This is a genomic window from Campylobacter sp. RM9333 (assembly GCF_020137705.1).
Classification (GTDB): domain Bacteria; phylum Campylobacterota; class Campylobacteria; order Campylobacterales; family Campylobacteraceae; genus Campylobacter_E.
Genome location: NZ_JACGAY010000007.1, coordinates 1 through 13803 on the forward strand (window position 1 = coordinate 1; position 13803 = coordinate 13803).

Annotated in this window: 16 protein-coding genes; 14 read left to right on the forward strand and 2 right to left on the reverse strand. The window is 27.9% G+C overall.

Features of this window, described 5'->3' with window-relative positions:
• A partial coding sequence (locus AVBRAN9333_RS03905; RefSeq protein ID WP_336609461.1) for an autotransporter outer membrane beta-barrel domain-containing protein occupies positions 1 to 454 on the forward strand: 454 nt, incomplete at its 5' end.
• Positions 455 to 486: 32 nt separating this feature from the next.
• Here AVBRAN9333_RS03905 and hemW read toward each other — a convergent pair.
• A complete protein-coding gene (gene hemW / locus AVBRAN9333_RS03910) occupies positions 487 to 1518 on the reverse strand; it encodes a radical SAM family heme chaperone HemW (RefSeq protein ID WP_336609462.1) in 1032 nt (343 codons plus the stop codon).
• A gap of 1 nt (position 1519) precedes the next feature.
• Positions 1520 to 2101, reverse strand: a complete 582-nt coding sequence (locus AVBRAN9333_RS03915) for a hypothetical protein (protein ID WP_214119918.1) — start codon at positions 2099 to 2101, stop codon at positions 1520 to 1522.
• Positions 2102 to 2223: 122 nt separating this feature from the next.
• On the opposite strand from AVBRAN9333_RS03915, the gene AVBRAN9333_RS03920 reads away from it, so the two are divergent.
• The 13 genes from AVBRAN9333_RS03920 to AVBRAN9333_RS03980 all read left to right on the forward strand — a co-directional run bounded on the left by AVBRAN9333_RS03920 (position 2224) and on the right by AVBRAN9333_RS03980 (position 13761).
• The gene (locus tag AVBRAN9333_RS03920) at positions 2224 to 2691 is read left to right on the forward strand and encodes an RNA pyrophosphohydrolase (RefSeq protein WP_214117753.1); all 468 of its coding nucleotides are present in this window, start codon (positions 2224 to 2226) and stop codon (positions 2689 to 2691) included.
• Positions 2685 to 3887 carry an aspartate kinase gene (locus AVBRAN9333_RS03925; protein ID WP_214117752.1) on the forward strand — a complete coding sequence of 401 codons (1203 nt, stop codon included), beginning with the start codon at positions 2685 to 2687 and terminating at the stop codon, positions 3885 to 3887. Before AVBRAN9333_RS03920 ends, AVBRAN9333_RS03925 begins: the two co-directional genes overlap by 7 nt.
• Entirely contained in the window at positions 3887 to 4414 is a 528-nt protein-coding gene (locus tag AVBRAN9333_RS03930; protein ID WP_214117751.1) for a HobA family DNA replication regulator, read from the forward strand. The genes AVBRAN9333_RS03925 and AVBRAN9333_RS03930 overlap by 1 nt, the downstream gene beginning before the upstream one ends.
• Positions 4411 to 4989, forward strand: a complete 579-nt coding sequence (locus AVBRAN9333_RS03935; protein ID WP_214117750.1) for a DNA polymerase III subunit delta' — start codon at positions 4411 to 4413, stop codon at positions 4987 to 4989. Before AVBRAN9333_RS03930 ends, AVBRAN9333_RS03935 begins: the two co-directional genes overlap by 4 nt.
• The gene (folP, locus tag AVBRAN9333_RS03940) at positions 4976 to 6085 is read left to right on the forward strand and encodes a dihydropteroate synthase (RefSeq protein WP_214119920.1); all 1110 of its coding nucleotides are present in this window, start codon (positions 4976 to 4978) and stop codon (positions 6083 to 6085) included. Before AVBRAN9333_RS03935 ends, folP begins: the two co-directional genes overlap by 14 nt.
• The gene (gene ligA / locus AVBRAN9333_RS03945; RefSeq protein WP_336607221.1) at positions 6082 to 8013 is read left to right on the forward strand and encodes an NAD-dependent DNA ligase LigA; all 1932 of its coding nucleotides are present in this window, start codon (positions 6082 to 6084) and stop codon (positions 8011 to 8013) included. Before folP ends, ligA begins: the two co-directional genes overlap by 4 nt.
• Complete coding sequence (tlyA, locus tag AVBRAN9333_RS03950) at positions 8010 to 8705, forward strand: 23S rRNA (cytidine-2'-O)-methyltransferase TlyA (protein ID WP_336607222.1); 696 nt, start codon at positions 8010 to 8012, stop codon at positions 8703 to 8705. The genes ligA and tlyA overlap by 4 nt, the downstream gene beginning before the upstream one ends.
• Positions 8668 to 9546, forward strand: a complete 879-nt coding sequence (locus AVBRAN9333_RS03955; RefSeq protein ID WP_336609463.1) for a bifunctional riboflavin kinase/FAD synthetase — start codon at positions 8668 to 8670, stop codon at positions 9544 to 9546. The genes tlyA and AVBRAN9333_RS03955 overlap by 38 nt, the downstream gene beginning before the upstream one ends.
• Complete coding sequence (cmoA, locus tag AVBRAN9333_RS03960; protein ID WP_214117745.1) at positions 9536 to 10246, forward strand: carboxy-S-adenosyl-L-methionine synthase CmoA; 711 nt, start codon at positions 9536 to 9538, stop codon at positions 10244 to 10246. The genes AVBRAN9333_RS03955 and cmoA overlap by 11 nt, the downstream gene beginning before the upstream one ends.
• A gap of 276 nt (positions 10247 to 10522) precedes the next feature.
• Positions 10523 to 11473, forward strand: coding sequence for a methionine ABC transporter ATP-binding protein (locus AVBRAN9333_RS03965; RefSeq protein WP_214117744.1), 951 nt, complete (start codon positions 10523 to 10525; stop codon positions 11471 to 11473).
• Positions 11470 to 12210: a methionine ABC transporter permease gene (locus tag AVBRAN9333_RS03970; RefSeq protein ID WP_336609464.1), complete on the forward strand. Its 741-nt coding sequence runs from the start codon at positions 11470 to 11472 to the stop codon at positions 12208 to 12210. The genes AVBRAN9333_RS03965 and AVBRAN9333_RS03970 overlap by 4 nt, the downstream gene beginning before the upstream one ends.
• A gap of 9 nt (positions 12211 to 12219) precedes the next feature.
• On the forward strand, positions 12220 to 12990 hold the full coding sequence (locus AVBRAN9333_RS03975) for a MetQ/NlpA family ABC transporter substrate-binding protein (protein WP_214117742.1): 771 nt from the start codon (positions 12220 to 12222) through the stop codon (positions 12988 to 12990).
• A gap of 9 nt (positions 12991 to 12999) precedes the next feature.
• The gene (locus tag AVBRAN9333_RS03980) at positions 13000 to 13761 is read left to right on the forward strand and encodes a MetQ/NlpA family ABC transporter substrate-binding protein (protein WP_214117741.1); all 762 of its coding nucleotides are present in this window, start codon (positions 13000 to 13002) and stop codon (positions 13759 to 13761) included.
• Positions 13762 to 13803: the final 42 nt, after the last annotated feature.

Genomic DNA, 13803 nt, shown 5'->3' on the forward strand with positions numbered 1-13803 from the left:
TACTACTAATTACTTAGACTTATATCAAATAGGTTTAGGCTTAGGACATAGATTTAGTATAAATAATAATTACTTAGAGCCTAATATTAAATTAATAGCTACTAGATTTAAGGACTTGGACTTAAAAGGAACTAATGCAAGTATAGAAACTAAAAAAGGTCTTCAAGCTAGTATAAAAGCAGGAGTTAAAGCAGGGGTTGAGTTTAACAAAAACTTTAGTTTAGTTACTGAATTACAATACTTTAAAGACCTAAATGCTCTTTCAAAAAGTAAAGTAGTAGCTCTTTTAGAAAACAATTTTAACAATATCCAAGATAGTGGCTTGAATGCTAAAATAGGATTTTTAGTAAAACCAAATTCTAATTTAGACATTAATGCTGATTTTACAAAGAATATTTCTAATGAGTTTGATACAGGATATAGATTAAACTTAGGATTTAGCTATAAGTTTTAATTAGAACTTTATAAGTTCTAATTAACTTAGCTTTATTCTAAATACAAAGCTATTTCATCTGATATTAAATAGTTTTTATTAAATACTTTATTATCTTTTATAAAAACCAAATCTTTTAAATCATCTAATTTCTTTTTATTTTTAATAAGATTAATATCTACTCCTACATTTGATCTAAGTCCTAGAAAAATGCTTTCTAGTCTAATGTCATTTGGGCTTAAACTTTCTTTAATTCTAAAATATGGATTTGCTATATATTCATTTAGGTTTGAACTTGCTGTATAGCGAATATTATCGCTAGTGCCAACGCTTGAAAGTCCAATGCCTAAGTAATTTTCTTTACTCCAATAAGCTTTATTATGAGAGCATTCATATTCGCTAGAACTTGCAAAATTACTTATTTCATAAGCTTTTAACCCGATTTTTTGCAAATTTTCATAAAAATAGCAATTTAACTCATCATCTTTTTGAATATATTCGGTTTTATTTTGAAAAGGGGTATTATCTTCTAAAATTAAAGTATAAGCACTAAGATGATTTAATTCTAGGCTTTTTATGACTTTTAATTCATCATTTAGCATATTTAAATCATCTAAATAAGTGCCATAAATTATATCTATACTAAAAGATATTTTTTCATTTTTTAATAGTTTGATTTTTTCTATAGCTTGTTTGCTAGAATGAGCTCTGTTTAAAAATTTTAATTTCTCATCATTAAAGCTTTGCACCCCAACGCTTATGCGATTTAATCCATAATTACGCATAGTATTAAGCCAATTTAAGCTTAAAGAATTTGGATTTGCTTCAGCACTGATTTCTGTATCATTATTAATATAAGGCTTTAATAATTTAAAAATATTTTCATAGTATTTTGCGTCTATAAAGCTTGGAGTTCCACCCCCAAAATATATGCTTTTTATATCTTTAGAAAATGGTAAAAACCTTGCTAAATCTAATTCTAAGGCTTTAAAATATTCGTTTATTTTTTGCTGATTTGTAAAACTAGCAAAAGAACAATAAGAGCATTTGCTAGCACAAAATGGAATATGAATATAAATTCTCATTTTATGCTTTGAAATTTAATAAATTTTCGCCTAGTTTAGCGATTTGCTCATCTATCATTTTGATAGCATTATCAAGAGTTTTATTAGCTAAACTCATATAATCATCACCGAAATTAAATCTTTTTAATGCTTCATTAAAGCCACTTAATAATCCATCTTTACCTAATCTTAGTTTATTAGCATCATTATTTGCATTTTTTAGGATTTGCTCTGCCATTCTTTTTGCAGTATTTTTTGAACCAAATTCTGCATTATCTAATAATAAATTTTTAGCACTATTGCTATCTAAATTATCATTAACTAAATCTTTAAAATTATTTAAAAATTCTTTAATATTACCCCTATTATTTGCAATTTCGTTTAAATTACCTTGAATGCTAATTTCTGTGATACTAATCTCAAAACTCATTGCAAAAAAACTATCATTTTCGCCTTTTGCTGTGAGTTTGTCTAATTCTTCGTTGCTAAGATTTACGCCGTAGTTTTTTAAGCTATCTTTAATGTTTTTTTGTGCTTCATCTTTACTACTAAAAGAAGCTGCTGCTTGATAAGATAAAGTTATATTTCTAGCACTTATTTGCATTTTTTCTCCTTGAAAATCATAAGCTTCATATCGGCAAAAAATAATTATTTCTTTAGTAAAAATGTTGCTTTTAATTAAATTTTTCTTGATAGTATCGTGTGAAATTAATTTTAGGTTATTTGATGAAAAAAAGATTTAGAAAAAATGTAGCAGCTATTGTTTTGTCTCAAGAATACCCATTAAATTGTAAAATTTTAGTGGCTTTAAGACTTGATATTGATGTTTGGCAATTCCCGCAAGGTGGGATTGATGATGGAGAAAGCCCAAAAGAAGCATTAATAAGAGAGCTTGAAGAAGAATTAGGCACAAAAGAATTTGAAATCATTGCTGAATATCCTGAATGGTTAAGCTATGAATTTCCTAACGAAGCTGTTAAGAAAAAATATAATTTTGATGGGCAAACTCAAAGGTATTTTTTAGTTAAAGTAAGAGATAATAACTTGATTAATTTAAATACCAATGAACCTGAGTTTAAAGAGCATCTTTTTGTGGATTATAAGGATATAAACCCTTATATTAATCATTTTAAAAGACCACTTTATACCAAAGTTTTAAAGTATTTTCAAAAAGAAGGATTTATAGGATGTTAGTTGTTCAAAAATACGGAGGCACAAGCGTTGGCAACCTTGAACGCATAGAAAATGTTGCAAATAGGGTTATTAAGTCTAAAAAGACTTATAAAGATATAGTTGTGGTAGTTTCTGCAATGAGTGGTAGAACAAATCAATTAATTGATAATGCTAATTTTTATTCAGAAAGTCCAAATAAAAAAGAATTAGATATGTTGCTTTCTTGTGGTGAGAGAGAAACTGCTGCTTTACTTGCTATTGCACTTATGTCAAAAGGATATGATGCGATTTCTTTAAGTGGTAAAGAAGCTGGGCTTTTAACTACAGATGATTATACAAACGCAAAAATCATTGATATTGATGCAACTAGAATTAAAAAAGAACTTTCAAGTGGAAAAATAGTTGTAATAGCTGGTTTTCAAGGGTATGCAGCAAATGGAAATACTACTACACTTGGTCGTGGGGGAAGTGATTTGAGTGCTGTTGCTTTTGCAGGGGCTTTAAATGCTGATTTGTGTGAGATTTACACAGATGTTGATGGGGTTTATACTACTGATCCAAGAATTGAGCCAAAGGCTAAAAAACTTGATAAAATTTCTTATGAAGAAATGTTAGAACTTGCTAGTTTAGGTGCTAAAGTTTTACAAAATAGAAGCGTTGAATTAGCAAAAAAATTAAATGTAAAATTAGTTACTAGAAGTAGCTTTAATGAAAATAGTGGAACAATTATAACAAGCGAGGAAAAAATGGAACAAGCATTAGTTAGTGGAATAGCATTAGATAAAAATCAAGCAAGAATAGTTTTAAGAAGAATTGAAGATAAGCCAGGAATTGCTGCTAGTATTTTTACAACTTTAGCAAAAAAAGACATTAATGTTGATATGATTATTCAAAATGTAGGTCATGATGGAACTACTAATTTGGGTTTTACCGTGCCACAAAATGAATTAAAAAATGCAAGTGAAGCTATGAGAGAGCTTTTAGGTAGTGATGTAGTAATAGAAAGCGATAGCGATATAGTTAAGGTTTCAGTAGTTGGAGTTGGTATGAAAACTCATTCAGGTGTTGCTAGTGCTGCATTTGAAGCATTGGCAAATGAAGGCATTAATATACAAATGATTTCAACAAGTGAGATTAAAATTTCTATGATTGTTAGCTCAAAATATGCTGAATTAGCAGTTAGAACACTACATAAAGTTTATAAGCTGGAAGATTAATGCAGGATTTTTTAAGTTTTGTAAAAGACTTTATCCAAAAAAAAGGTATGCTTTATAGTTGGCTAGATAGCGAAAGGTTTAAGATAAGCCCTTTGCTATCTTCTAGGCTTAGCTATTTACTAGATGGGAAAAATTTTATAGTAATTTGCGATGATGAAAGAGCTTGGTTTGAGGAGTATTTTTTAAGTCTTGTAAATGCAAAAAGTGCTAGACCATTGTTGCCATTTTTTAGCTTAAAAGGTTTTAAACTTGATAATTATGATAAGAATGAAGATTTACTTGATGATGTTTTAAGTCTAGCATATCCTAATGGTTATATTTATATTTATTTTGGTAAGGATAGTTCAAAAATGGCAAAACTTGCTAAAAATAAAAAAGATAGCTTAATGTTTATATTAGATGAAGAATATGATAATTCTTTTTGTCTTAAGTCAAGTGATGAACATTTAGATATTAAACTAATAACTATTGCTCAATTAATTAACGCTTGTTTAGACGCTATTATTTTTGCAAAGGTTAAGATTTGAGAAGTGAGATAATAATCACTCAAAGCCCTGATGATTTTATAAATGATTTAAGGCAAAAAACCAAAATCTGCAAGGTTTTTAGTGGTGATGAGTTTTTATTAGATGATGCAAAAGCGATTATGCAAAATGCTTATTTGATTGAAGAATATGACAAATATTTCGTATTATCATATAAAGAATATAGCATACAAGCTCAAAATTATATGCTAAAACTACTAGAAGAGCCACCTGCTAATGTGTATTTTAAGATTTTAGTTAGTTCAAAAAATCTTTTATTAGCAACTATTAAATCAAGATTAATTTCAAGAAAATTAGAAAATTATAAAAATAATTATGAGATTAAATTAAATCTTAAAAATATGTCGTATTTAGATATTGTAAATTACGATGTTGATAAAGCGAGTTTGAGTGAATTTATAAGTGCATTAGCTAAAGAATGCTACAAACAAGGCATAAATATTAGTAGTGATTTATTAGAAGAATTTTATAAATGCTATGAATTATCAAAGCTTAATTCAAATTCTAAAATTATAATTTCAAGGTTATTATTAGGAATAATGCGTGAGAGAAGCTAGTTTTTATTTACTAGATGAAAACTCGGCTAAAGATATTAATTCAAGTGAGTTTGCACTAGATAGATTTTTAAAAAGAAGTAATCATCAAATAATTTATATAAAAAATATAAGCACAACCGCTGCAAATATTTTAAAACAAGACGCAATTAGCGTAGGTGCAATTGTTTTAAATCACAAAAATACAATTTTAGGCGGAGAGTATAAATACGATAGCATTTTGCTAGTTGATAGCATTAATGCAAAGGATTTAGCTAATAAGCTTAAATTGCAGCAGTTTTCTTGTATAAGACTTAGTAAATTTTTAAACGAATTAAAAATAAGCAAAAAATATCCAAAAATTATGGGTATTATGAATATTAATGATGATAGTTTTTATGAAAGTTCTAGGATTAGCGAGAAGGAATTTTTAGCTAAGGCTTATGAGTTTATTGAAAATGGTGCAAGTATTATTGATATCGGTGCTATGAGCTCAAGACCTAATTCTACTTATTTAGGAGCGAAATTAGAGCTTGATAGATTAAAGCCTATTTTTAATTTAATAAAAGAACATAAATTATGCGATAAGATAGATTTTAGCTTGGATAGTTTTGATGAGATTTGTTTAACAAATGCTCTTGATATTGGCTTTAAATATATAAATGATATTAGTGCTAATACTAAGCTATCAAAACTAGCTTTAAAATACGACGCTACTTATATTTTAATGCACTCACAAAATAATTATTTTGATAATTATATAAATAATACTGGCTTAAACAACTCAAATTCTAATTCTAAATTCTTTATTTTAGATAGCGTTTATGAGTTCTTTTTAAATAAATTAAGCGAAATAGAAAGTAAAGTAATAATTGATGTTGGAATAGGTTTTGGCAAAAGTGAGTATGAGAATTTAGTTTTAGTAAAATATCTAAATCATTTTAAGACCTTAAATAAACCTATTTTATTGGCAGCTTCAAATAAAAGATTTTTAGGTGAGCATAAAGAAGCTTTAAGTTTAATCACTCACGCTAATTCAAATGCTGATTATATTAGAGTTCATGATGTAATAGGGCAAAATGCAATGATAAATTATCTTAAAAAAATGGAAAGTATATGAAAGAGTATTTAGAAAATATTAAATTAGCAAATAAATGGGCAAAGGCTTATTATTTAGGAGAAAATCCACTTGCAAGTGATGCTGAATACGACGCACTTATGAAAAAAATAAAAGATTATGAGAGTTTAAATCCAAATGATATAAGCCCTGATTCTCCAACACAAAAAGTATTGCCAATCAATCTAAAAGATGTAAATGATGGCTTTAATAAATTAGCTCACCTTAGCAGAATGTATTCTATGGAAGATGTTTTTAATGAAGATGAATTACGCGCTTGGATAAAAAGAGCAAAGGCAGAAGATGAAGAATTTTTCATTGAGCCAAAATTTGATGGAGCTAGTTTAAACTTAATTTATGAAAATGGTAAATTAATTCACGCAATTACTCGTGGAGATGGTAGTGTAGGCGATGATATTACTCTAAATGCTATGCAAATTACTTCAATTCCTAAGAGTATTGCTTATAAAGAATTGATTGAAATTAGGGGCGAAATTGTTATTTTAAAAGATGATTTTTTGAAGTTAAATGAAATAAAATTAGCAAATAATGAAAGCTTATTTTCAAATCCAAGAAATGCTGCAAGTGGTTCATTAAGACTTAAAGAACCAAGCGAAGTTGCAAAGAGAAATTTACAATTTTATCCGCACGGAATAGGGCAAAACTCACTAAGTTTTACAAAACATAGCGAAGCAATGGAATTTATTAGAAGTTTAGGTTTTTTAAAAGATGATTTTTGCAAGGTTGTTAGGGCTAATAAATTGCAAATTGAGTATGAGAATTTACAAAATGATAGATTAAATAAAAAAATGATGTTAGATGGTTTTGTTTTAAGGATAAATGATTTAAGCAAATGCACTGAATTTACAAGCAAATTTCCAAAATTTATGGCTGCTTATAAATTTGAACCTTTAGAGCAAATTACAAAATTAATTGATGTTAGTTATCAAGTAGGAAGAACGGGAGTAATAACCCCTGTTGGAACACTTGAGCCTACTAATATTGATGGAGCTATAGTTAAATCAGTAACTTTACATAATTACGATGAGATAACTAGGCTTGATTTGATGATTAATGATAGCGTTAGCATAATTAGAAGTGGAGATGTTATACCAAAATTAACTCGTGTTTATAAAGAAAGAAGAGATGGCACACAAATTAAAATTCCAAAGCCAATAAATTGTCCATCTTGTAATGAAACTTTATTAGATGATGGAGCTTTAATTAAATGTATAAATCTTAATTGCAAGGCAAAAATGCTAAATCAATTAATATATTTTGCGAGTAAAAAATGCCTAAATATAGATGGTTTAGGGGATAAAATTATTGAATTGTTATTTAAACTTGAAAAAATCAGCACATTTGAGTGTATTTATGAGCTAAAATACGAAGATTTTCAAGGTCTTGAGGGTTTTGCTGATAAAAAGATAACTAATATTTTAACTTCTATTGAAAAATCAAAAGATTGCGAATTAGCAAGTTTTATAAATGCTTTAGGATGTGAGCATATTGGAGAAGTAGCTGCTAGCAAGGTTGCTAGTGAATTTGGATTTGATTGGTATTTAAAAGATGAGATTGATTATTTAAAATTAGATGGATTTGGAGAGCAAATGGCTAAATCTATTGCTAATTTTTGCGTGATTAATAAAGAGCTAATTATTAGATTTTATGAGATTTTAAGGCTAAAAAATACAAATATAAAATCTAGTGATAAATTTGCAAATACGACTTTTGTAATAACTGGCACACTTAGTAATCCAAGAGAATATTATGAAAATATAATCAAAGAAAACGGCGGAAAAACTAGCTCAAGTGTTAGCAAAAAAACTTCTTATTTATTGTGTGGAGATGATGCAGGAAGTAAGCTTACTAAAGCTAAAGAATTAGGCATTAAGATACTTAATGAAGATGAGTTTAAGGCACTTTTATGAGAGCTGATTTATTCGTAGCAAATAAATTAAATATAAGCCGAAATAAAGCTCAAGAATTATTAGAAAATGAAAAAGTATTAATCAATAATGAAGTAAAAAAGGCAAGTGATAAGATACTGCAAGATTATGAATGTAAATTATTAGATGAAGTTTATGTTAGCAGGGCTGCTTATAAATTAAAAGGATTTTTAGAAGAATTTGAATTAAAAATTAGCGGAATTGATTGCTTAGATGTTGGCTCTAGCACGGGTGGATTTACCCAAATATTACTTGAAAATAATGCTTTAAGTGTTACTTGTGTAGATGTTGGAGATAAACAATTGCATAATAGCTTAAGAGCAAATCCAAAGGTAAAAGCATTTGAAAATACAGATATTAGAGATTTTAAATCAGCTCCGTTTGAAATAGTAGTGTGCGATTTAAGTTTTATATCAGCTAGATTAATTATAAATGATTTAATAAGACTAAGTAGCAAGTATTTAATTATTTTATTTAAACCACAATTTGAAGTGGGAATTAATGTAAAGCGTTCTAAAAATGGTGTGGTAAAAGATGAAAAAGCTGTGCTTAAATCTTGCGAAGAATTTGAAAAAGAAGTAATAAGATTAGGTTTGATTTTACTTAAAAAATCAAAATCAAAACTTAGCGGAAAAGATGGAAATTATGAATATTTTTACGCTTTTTCAAAATGAAATAATAAAAGCAAAAAAATGTGATTTAGAAAATATTACAAGTTTAGCAATAGGGTGTTTTGATGCTTTACATTTAGGGCATTTTGAGCTTATAAAAAGGCTTGATGATAATGGAGCTTTATTAATAATATATAAAAAAACAAGAGAATTAGTTCCGATAATTTATAAGCAAGAATTGCTAAATTGCAAAATATTTTTTGTAAATCTTGATGAGATAAAAGATGAAAATGCGTATAATTTTACACAAAATATTATGTATAATTTTACACAACTTAAATATTTTGTAGCAGGATATGATTTTCATTTTGGTAAAAATAGACAAGCTCACGCAAAAGAATTGCAAGAATTTTCTGGGTTACGATGTATTATCGTAGATGAATTTAAAATAGATAATATAAGCGTTCATTCAAGTTTGATTAAAGAATGTTTATTGAATGCTGATTTAGAAAGTGTGAATAAATTTTTAGGTAGAAATTATTTCATTCAAGGAAGACAAATCAAAGGTCAAGGTTTAGGAGCTAAATTTTTTGTCCCTACTATTAATGTAGATTATGATAATTATTTTTTACCAAAAGAAGGGGTTTATTTTACTAAGGTTTATTTAGATAATGAGTGTTATTTTGCAGCTACTTTTTTAGGCAAACGCTCAACTGATTTAAATACGGCTTTAGAAGTGCATATTTTAAATAGTTCAAATTCCTATTTTAAATTCTACAAAATTAAAATAGAGTTTTTAGAATTTTTTAGAGAGAATAAAAAATTTGATAATTTTGATAGTTTAAAAGAACAAATCAACTTAGACATAAAAGCTCTAAGTTTAAAGGCTAAAGATGAAAGATGAAGTTTTTAACGAAGAATTAATAAAACAATTTGAATTTGATGAAAAAGTGGTGCGTGTGTTTGATGATATGGTTACTCGTAGTGTGCCGTATTATTTGCAAAATCAAGAATTAATTTTTAAAATTCTAAGTCAGATTTTGCCAAAAAATGCAAAGGTTTTAGATTTAGGTTGCTCAACTGCAAATACACTTTTAGCACTTTCAAAAAGAGATGATTTAGAGCTTTTTGGGCTTGATAATTCAGAGCAAATGCTAAATAGGGCTAGAATTAAGGCTAGTGATTTAGGTGTTAAAATTAATTTGATTAATAAAAATATAGAAGATATTTTAAGTCTTAATGATAGTTTTGATGCGATAATTTGTTCTTATACCTTGCATTTTATTAGACCACTTTTAAGAGAAGATTTATTACAAAAAATATATAAGTTATTAAATAAGAATGGGATTTTTATTTTATGCGAAAAAGTGCTTTATGAAAATAAAATTTTACAAAAAAATATAATTGATATTTACGAAAATTATAAGGAATTGCAAGGATATTCAAGATATGAAATAGCTCAAAAAAGAGCTGCTTTAGAAAATGTTTTAATACCTTTTACTTATGATGAAAATATAAAAATTTTAAGCAATGCTAATTTTAAGCAAATTGATTGCTTTTTTAGGTGGGCAAATTTTTGCTCTTTTATAGCTTTTAAGCTTTAAATGTTACGAAATGTAACAAATAATATAAAATTATTTTAAAAATATCTTGACATCAAAAATATTTTTTGCTTTAATCAACAAATATTTTTAAACAAAGGATTTTAAATGATGATGCAGATGCGCTAGCGTCTGGCTTTTAAAGACTTTCTTTTTTAGCTAGACGCAAATTAATTATATTAAAGCAAGCAAGCTAAAAAAGAAAGATAAAATATTTTTGCAACTTACAAAACTCTCAAAAATTTTTATTTTTCTTTAAATTAAATTTTAAGGAAAGTTATGATTGAAATTAAAAATCTTAAAAAGTATTACGGAAATACTTGCGTAATAAACGATGTAAGTCTTGATATTAAAAAGGGCGAGATTTATGCTATTGTCGGACAAAGTGGAGCTGGTAAAAGCACACTTTTAAGATGTATAAATGCACTTGAAAGCTATCAAGCAGGTTCATTAAAAGTATTTAATCAAGAAATTAAAGACCTTAAAGAAGAAGAGTTAAGAAAATTAAGAACCGAAGTTGGAATGATTTTTCAACATTTTGCTTTAATGGGTAGAAAGAGTGCTTATGAAAATATTGCAATGCCTTTACTTTTACATAAAAAAGATAATGTGGATAAAAGGGTTAAAGAATTGCTTGATTTGGTTGGATTAAGCGATAAGGCTAATTCATATCCTGCTAATCTTAGTGGTGGCCAAAAGCAAAGAATTGCAATAGCAAGAGCACTTGCACTAAATCCTAAGATTTTATTAAGCGATGAAGCAACTAGTGCACTTGATCCTGCTACTACTAATCAAATCTTAGATTTATTAAAACAAATAAACAAAGATTTAGGCATTAGCGTTGTATTAGTAACTCATGAAATGGACGCTGTTAAAAGAGTAGCTGATAAAGCTTGCTTGTTAAGTGGTGGAGAAATCATTGGCAATGGAGAAATTAGCGAAATATTTTTAAAACCAAGTAAGAAGATGAGAGAATTCTTAGATGAGAGTGATTGTGTGCCAGAAAGTGGGCTTAATATAAGATTAATTTTCCCTAAAGAAGTAGCACTTGATGGAGTAATTTCTAAAATGGCAAGAGAGCTTAATATTGATTTTTCAATAGTTTGGGGAAAAATTGAAAAGCTAAATGATATTGCACTTGGTTCACTTATTATAAATATTAATCCAAGTGATAAACAAAGAGTGTGTGAATATATTAATAAAAGTGGCGTTTTATGGGAGGAAGTATGAATTATTTTGATAATTTTCTAAGTCATTTTGACAAGATTTTATATCCTGCATTAAAAGAGACTTTATATATGAGTATTAGTGCTACTATTATTGGTTTTGCACTAGGACTTGTTTTAGGAATATTTCTTTTTGTTAGTAAAAAGGGTGGTTTGTATGAGAATTTAGGCTTTTATAGAGTGCTTGATTTTGTTGTAAATATATTCCGTTCTTTTCCGTTTTTAGTATTAATTATTGCTTTAATTCCTTTTACAAAGTTTTTAATAGGAAAAAGCATAGGAACAACAGCGGCTATTGTGCCACTTACAATTGGAATTGCTCCATTTATTGCAAAATTAGTGCAAAGTGCTTTAAATGAAGTAGATTACGGAATAATTGAAGCGGCTAAGAGTTATGGTACTAGTAGAATACAAATTATTTTTAAGGTCGTATTGTATGAAGCATTACCTGCGTTAATTAATGCAGCAACGCTTACTTTAATAGTAGTCATTGGATATAGTGCAATGGCAGGAATTGTAGGAGGTGGAGGACTTGGCGATGTTGCTAATCGCTATGGTTATCAAAGATTTAAAACAGATATTATGGTAGAAACGGTTATCGTTTTGATTGTATTGGTTCAAATCGTTCAGATTTGGGGGGATTTAGTTGAAAAAGCTTTAAGAAAAGGTAAGGATAAATATCTTTATATTTCAATTTTAGCTTTAGTTATTTTATTTATTTATTCAGGAAATTTTATTTAAGGAGATATTATGAAAAGATTGTTTAGTTTAGCTGCTTGTTTGGCTTTAAGTGCAAATTTATTTGCTGATGTTATTAGTGTAGGTGCAACGCCTGTTCCACATGCTGAAATTTTAGAAGAAGTTGCAAAAATTGTTAAAGAAAAAGGGCACGAGTTAAAAATCGTTGAGTTTAATGACTATGTATTGCCAAATCTAGCGGTTGATGATGGCGAAATAGATGCAAACTTTTTCCAACATAAACCATATTTAGATGAGTTCAATAAGCAAAAAGGAACAAAATTAACTCCAGTTGCACCAGTTCATCTTGAGCCAATGGGAGCATATTCTAAAAAGATTAAAGATATTAAAGATTTAGGAGATAAGGCTTTAATTTATATTCCAAATGACCCAACAAATGAAAGTAGGGCTTTAGATATACTTGAAGCTGCAGGGCTTATTGAACTTGATAAAAATGTAGAGCTAAAAACTCCACTAGATATCGTAAAAAACCCTAAAAATCTTGATATAAAAGAGTTAGAAGCTGCACAATTACCAAGAGTTTTAGATGAGTGCGATTTAGCTGTGATTAATTCAAATTACGCATTAGCAGCGAAGTTAAATCCTACAAAAGATGCGGTAATTATTGAGGGTAAAGATAGTCCATATACTAATGTTTTAGTAGTTAAGACTGATAATATTAATAGTGATAAGACAAAGGTTTTAGTTGATTCTATAAATGATGCAAGAATTAAAAAATTTATAGAAGAAAAATATAAGGGCGAAATAATCCCAAGTTTTTAAGGAGAAAATATGAAAAAATTAGCTTTAAGTTTAGCATTTTGTTTATACGCTAGTGCGGAGATTTTAAGAGTAGGGATTACTCCATATCCAAATGCTACTATTTTAGAAAATGTAAAAGATGATTTAAAAGAGCTTGGATATGAGTTAAAAGTTGTAGAATTTAATGATTATATTCTACCAAATCTTGCATTAAATGATGGGGAATTAGACGCTAATATGTATCAACATAAGCCTTTTTTAGAAGACTTTAACGAGAGTAAAGGCACTGATTTAGTAGCGGTTGCTAATGTGTTTTTACCTCCAATGGCAGCATATTCAAAAAAGGTAAAAGATATTAAAGAATTAAAAAATAATGCTTTAGTATATATCCCAAATGACCCAACAAATGAAAGCAGGGCTTTAGACATACTTGAAGCAGCTGGACTTATTAAGACAAATAAGGAAGTAAAATTTAGAAGTGTTATTGATATTACGGAAAATCCTTTAAATCTTGATATAAAAGAGTTAGAAGCTGCACAGGTTCCAAGAGTTTTAGATGAGTGTGATTTGGCTGTAATTAATACAAATTACGCATTAGCAGCGAAGTTAAATCCTACAAAGGATTCTATAATATTAGAAGATTTAAATAGCCCTTATGTAAATGTTATTGCTGTTAAAAAAGGCAATGAAAATAATGAAGGGGTAAAAGCTTTAATAAAGGTTATAAAAACAGAAAAAATTAAGAAGATACTTGAAGAGCAATTTAAAGGTGCTATAATCCCAGCATTTTAATGATTAGGAATTTGCTTTTGGCAAATTCCTTTTTTTATTTCT

What these genes read in the sequence shown, in the direction of transcription:
- AVBRAN9333_RS03930 (WP_214117751.1), top strand. Translation starts at nt 3,887, where the DNA reads ATGCAGGATTTTTTAAGTTTTGTAAAAGACTTTATCCAAAAAAAAGGT.
- ligA (WP_336607221.1), top strand. Translation starts at nt 6,082, where the DNA reads ATGAAAGAGTATTTAGAAAATATTAAATTAGCAAATAAATGGGCAAAG.
- AVBRAN9333_RS03970 (WP_336609464.1), top strand. Translation starts at nt 11,470, where the DNA reads ATGAATTATTTTGATAATTTTCTAAGTCATTTTGACAAGATTTTATAT.
- hemW (WP_336609462.1), bottom strand. Translation starts at nt 1,518, where the DNA reads ATGAGAATTTATATTCATATTCCATTTTGTGCTAGCAAATGCTCTTAT.
- AVBRAN9333_RS03965 (WP_214117744.1), top strand. Translation starts at nt 10,523, where the DNA reads ATGATTGAAATTAAAAATCTTAAAAAGTATTACGGAAATACTTGCGTA.
- AVBRAN9333_RS03925 (WP_214117752.1), top strand. Translation starts at nt 2,685, where the DNA reads ATGTTAGTTGTTCAAAAATACGGAGGCACAAGCGTTGGCAACCTTGAA.
- AVBRAN9333_RS03955 (WP_336609463.1), top strand. Translation starts at nt 8,668, where the DNA reads ATGGAAATTATGAATATTTTTACGCTTTTTCAAAATGAAATAATAAAA.
- AVBRAN9333_RS03975 (WP_214117742.1), top strand. Translation starts at nt 12,220, where the DNA reads ATGAAAAGATTGTTTAGTTTAGCTGCTTGTTTGGCTTTAAGTGCAAAT.
- cmoA (WP_214117745.1), top strand. Translation starts at nt 9,536, where the DNA reads ATGAAAGATGAAGTTTTTAACGAAGAATTAATAAAACAATTTGAATTT.
- AVBRAN9333_RS03980 (WP_214117741.1), top strand. Translation starts at nt 13,000, where the DNA reads ATGAAAAAATTAGCTTTAAGTTTAGCATTTTGTTTATACGCTAGTGCG.
- tlyA (WP_336607222.1), top strand. Translation starts at nt 8,010, where the DNA reads ATGAGAGCTGATTTATTCGTAGCAAATAAATTAAATATAAGCCGAAAT.
- AVBRAN9333_RS03920 (WP_214117753.1), top strand. Translation starts at nt 2,224, where the DNA reads ATGAAAAAAAGATTTAGAAAAAATGTAGCAGCTATTGTTTTGTCTCAA.
- AVBRAN9333_RS03915 (WP_214119918.1), bottom strand. Translation starts at nt 2,101, where the DNA reads ATGCAAATAAGTGCTAGAAATATAACTTTATCTTATCAAGCAGCAGCT.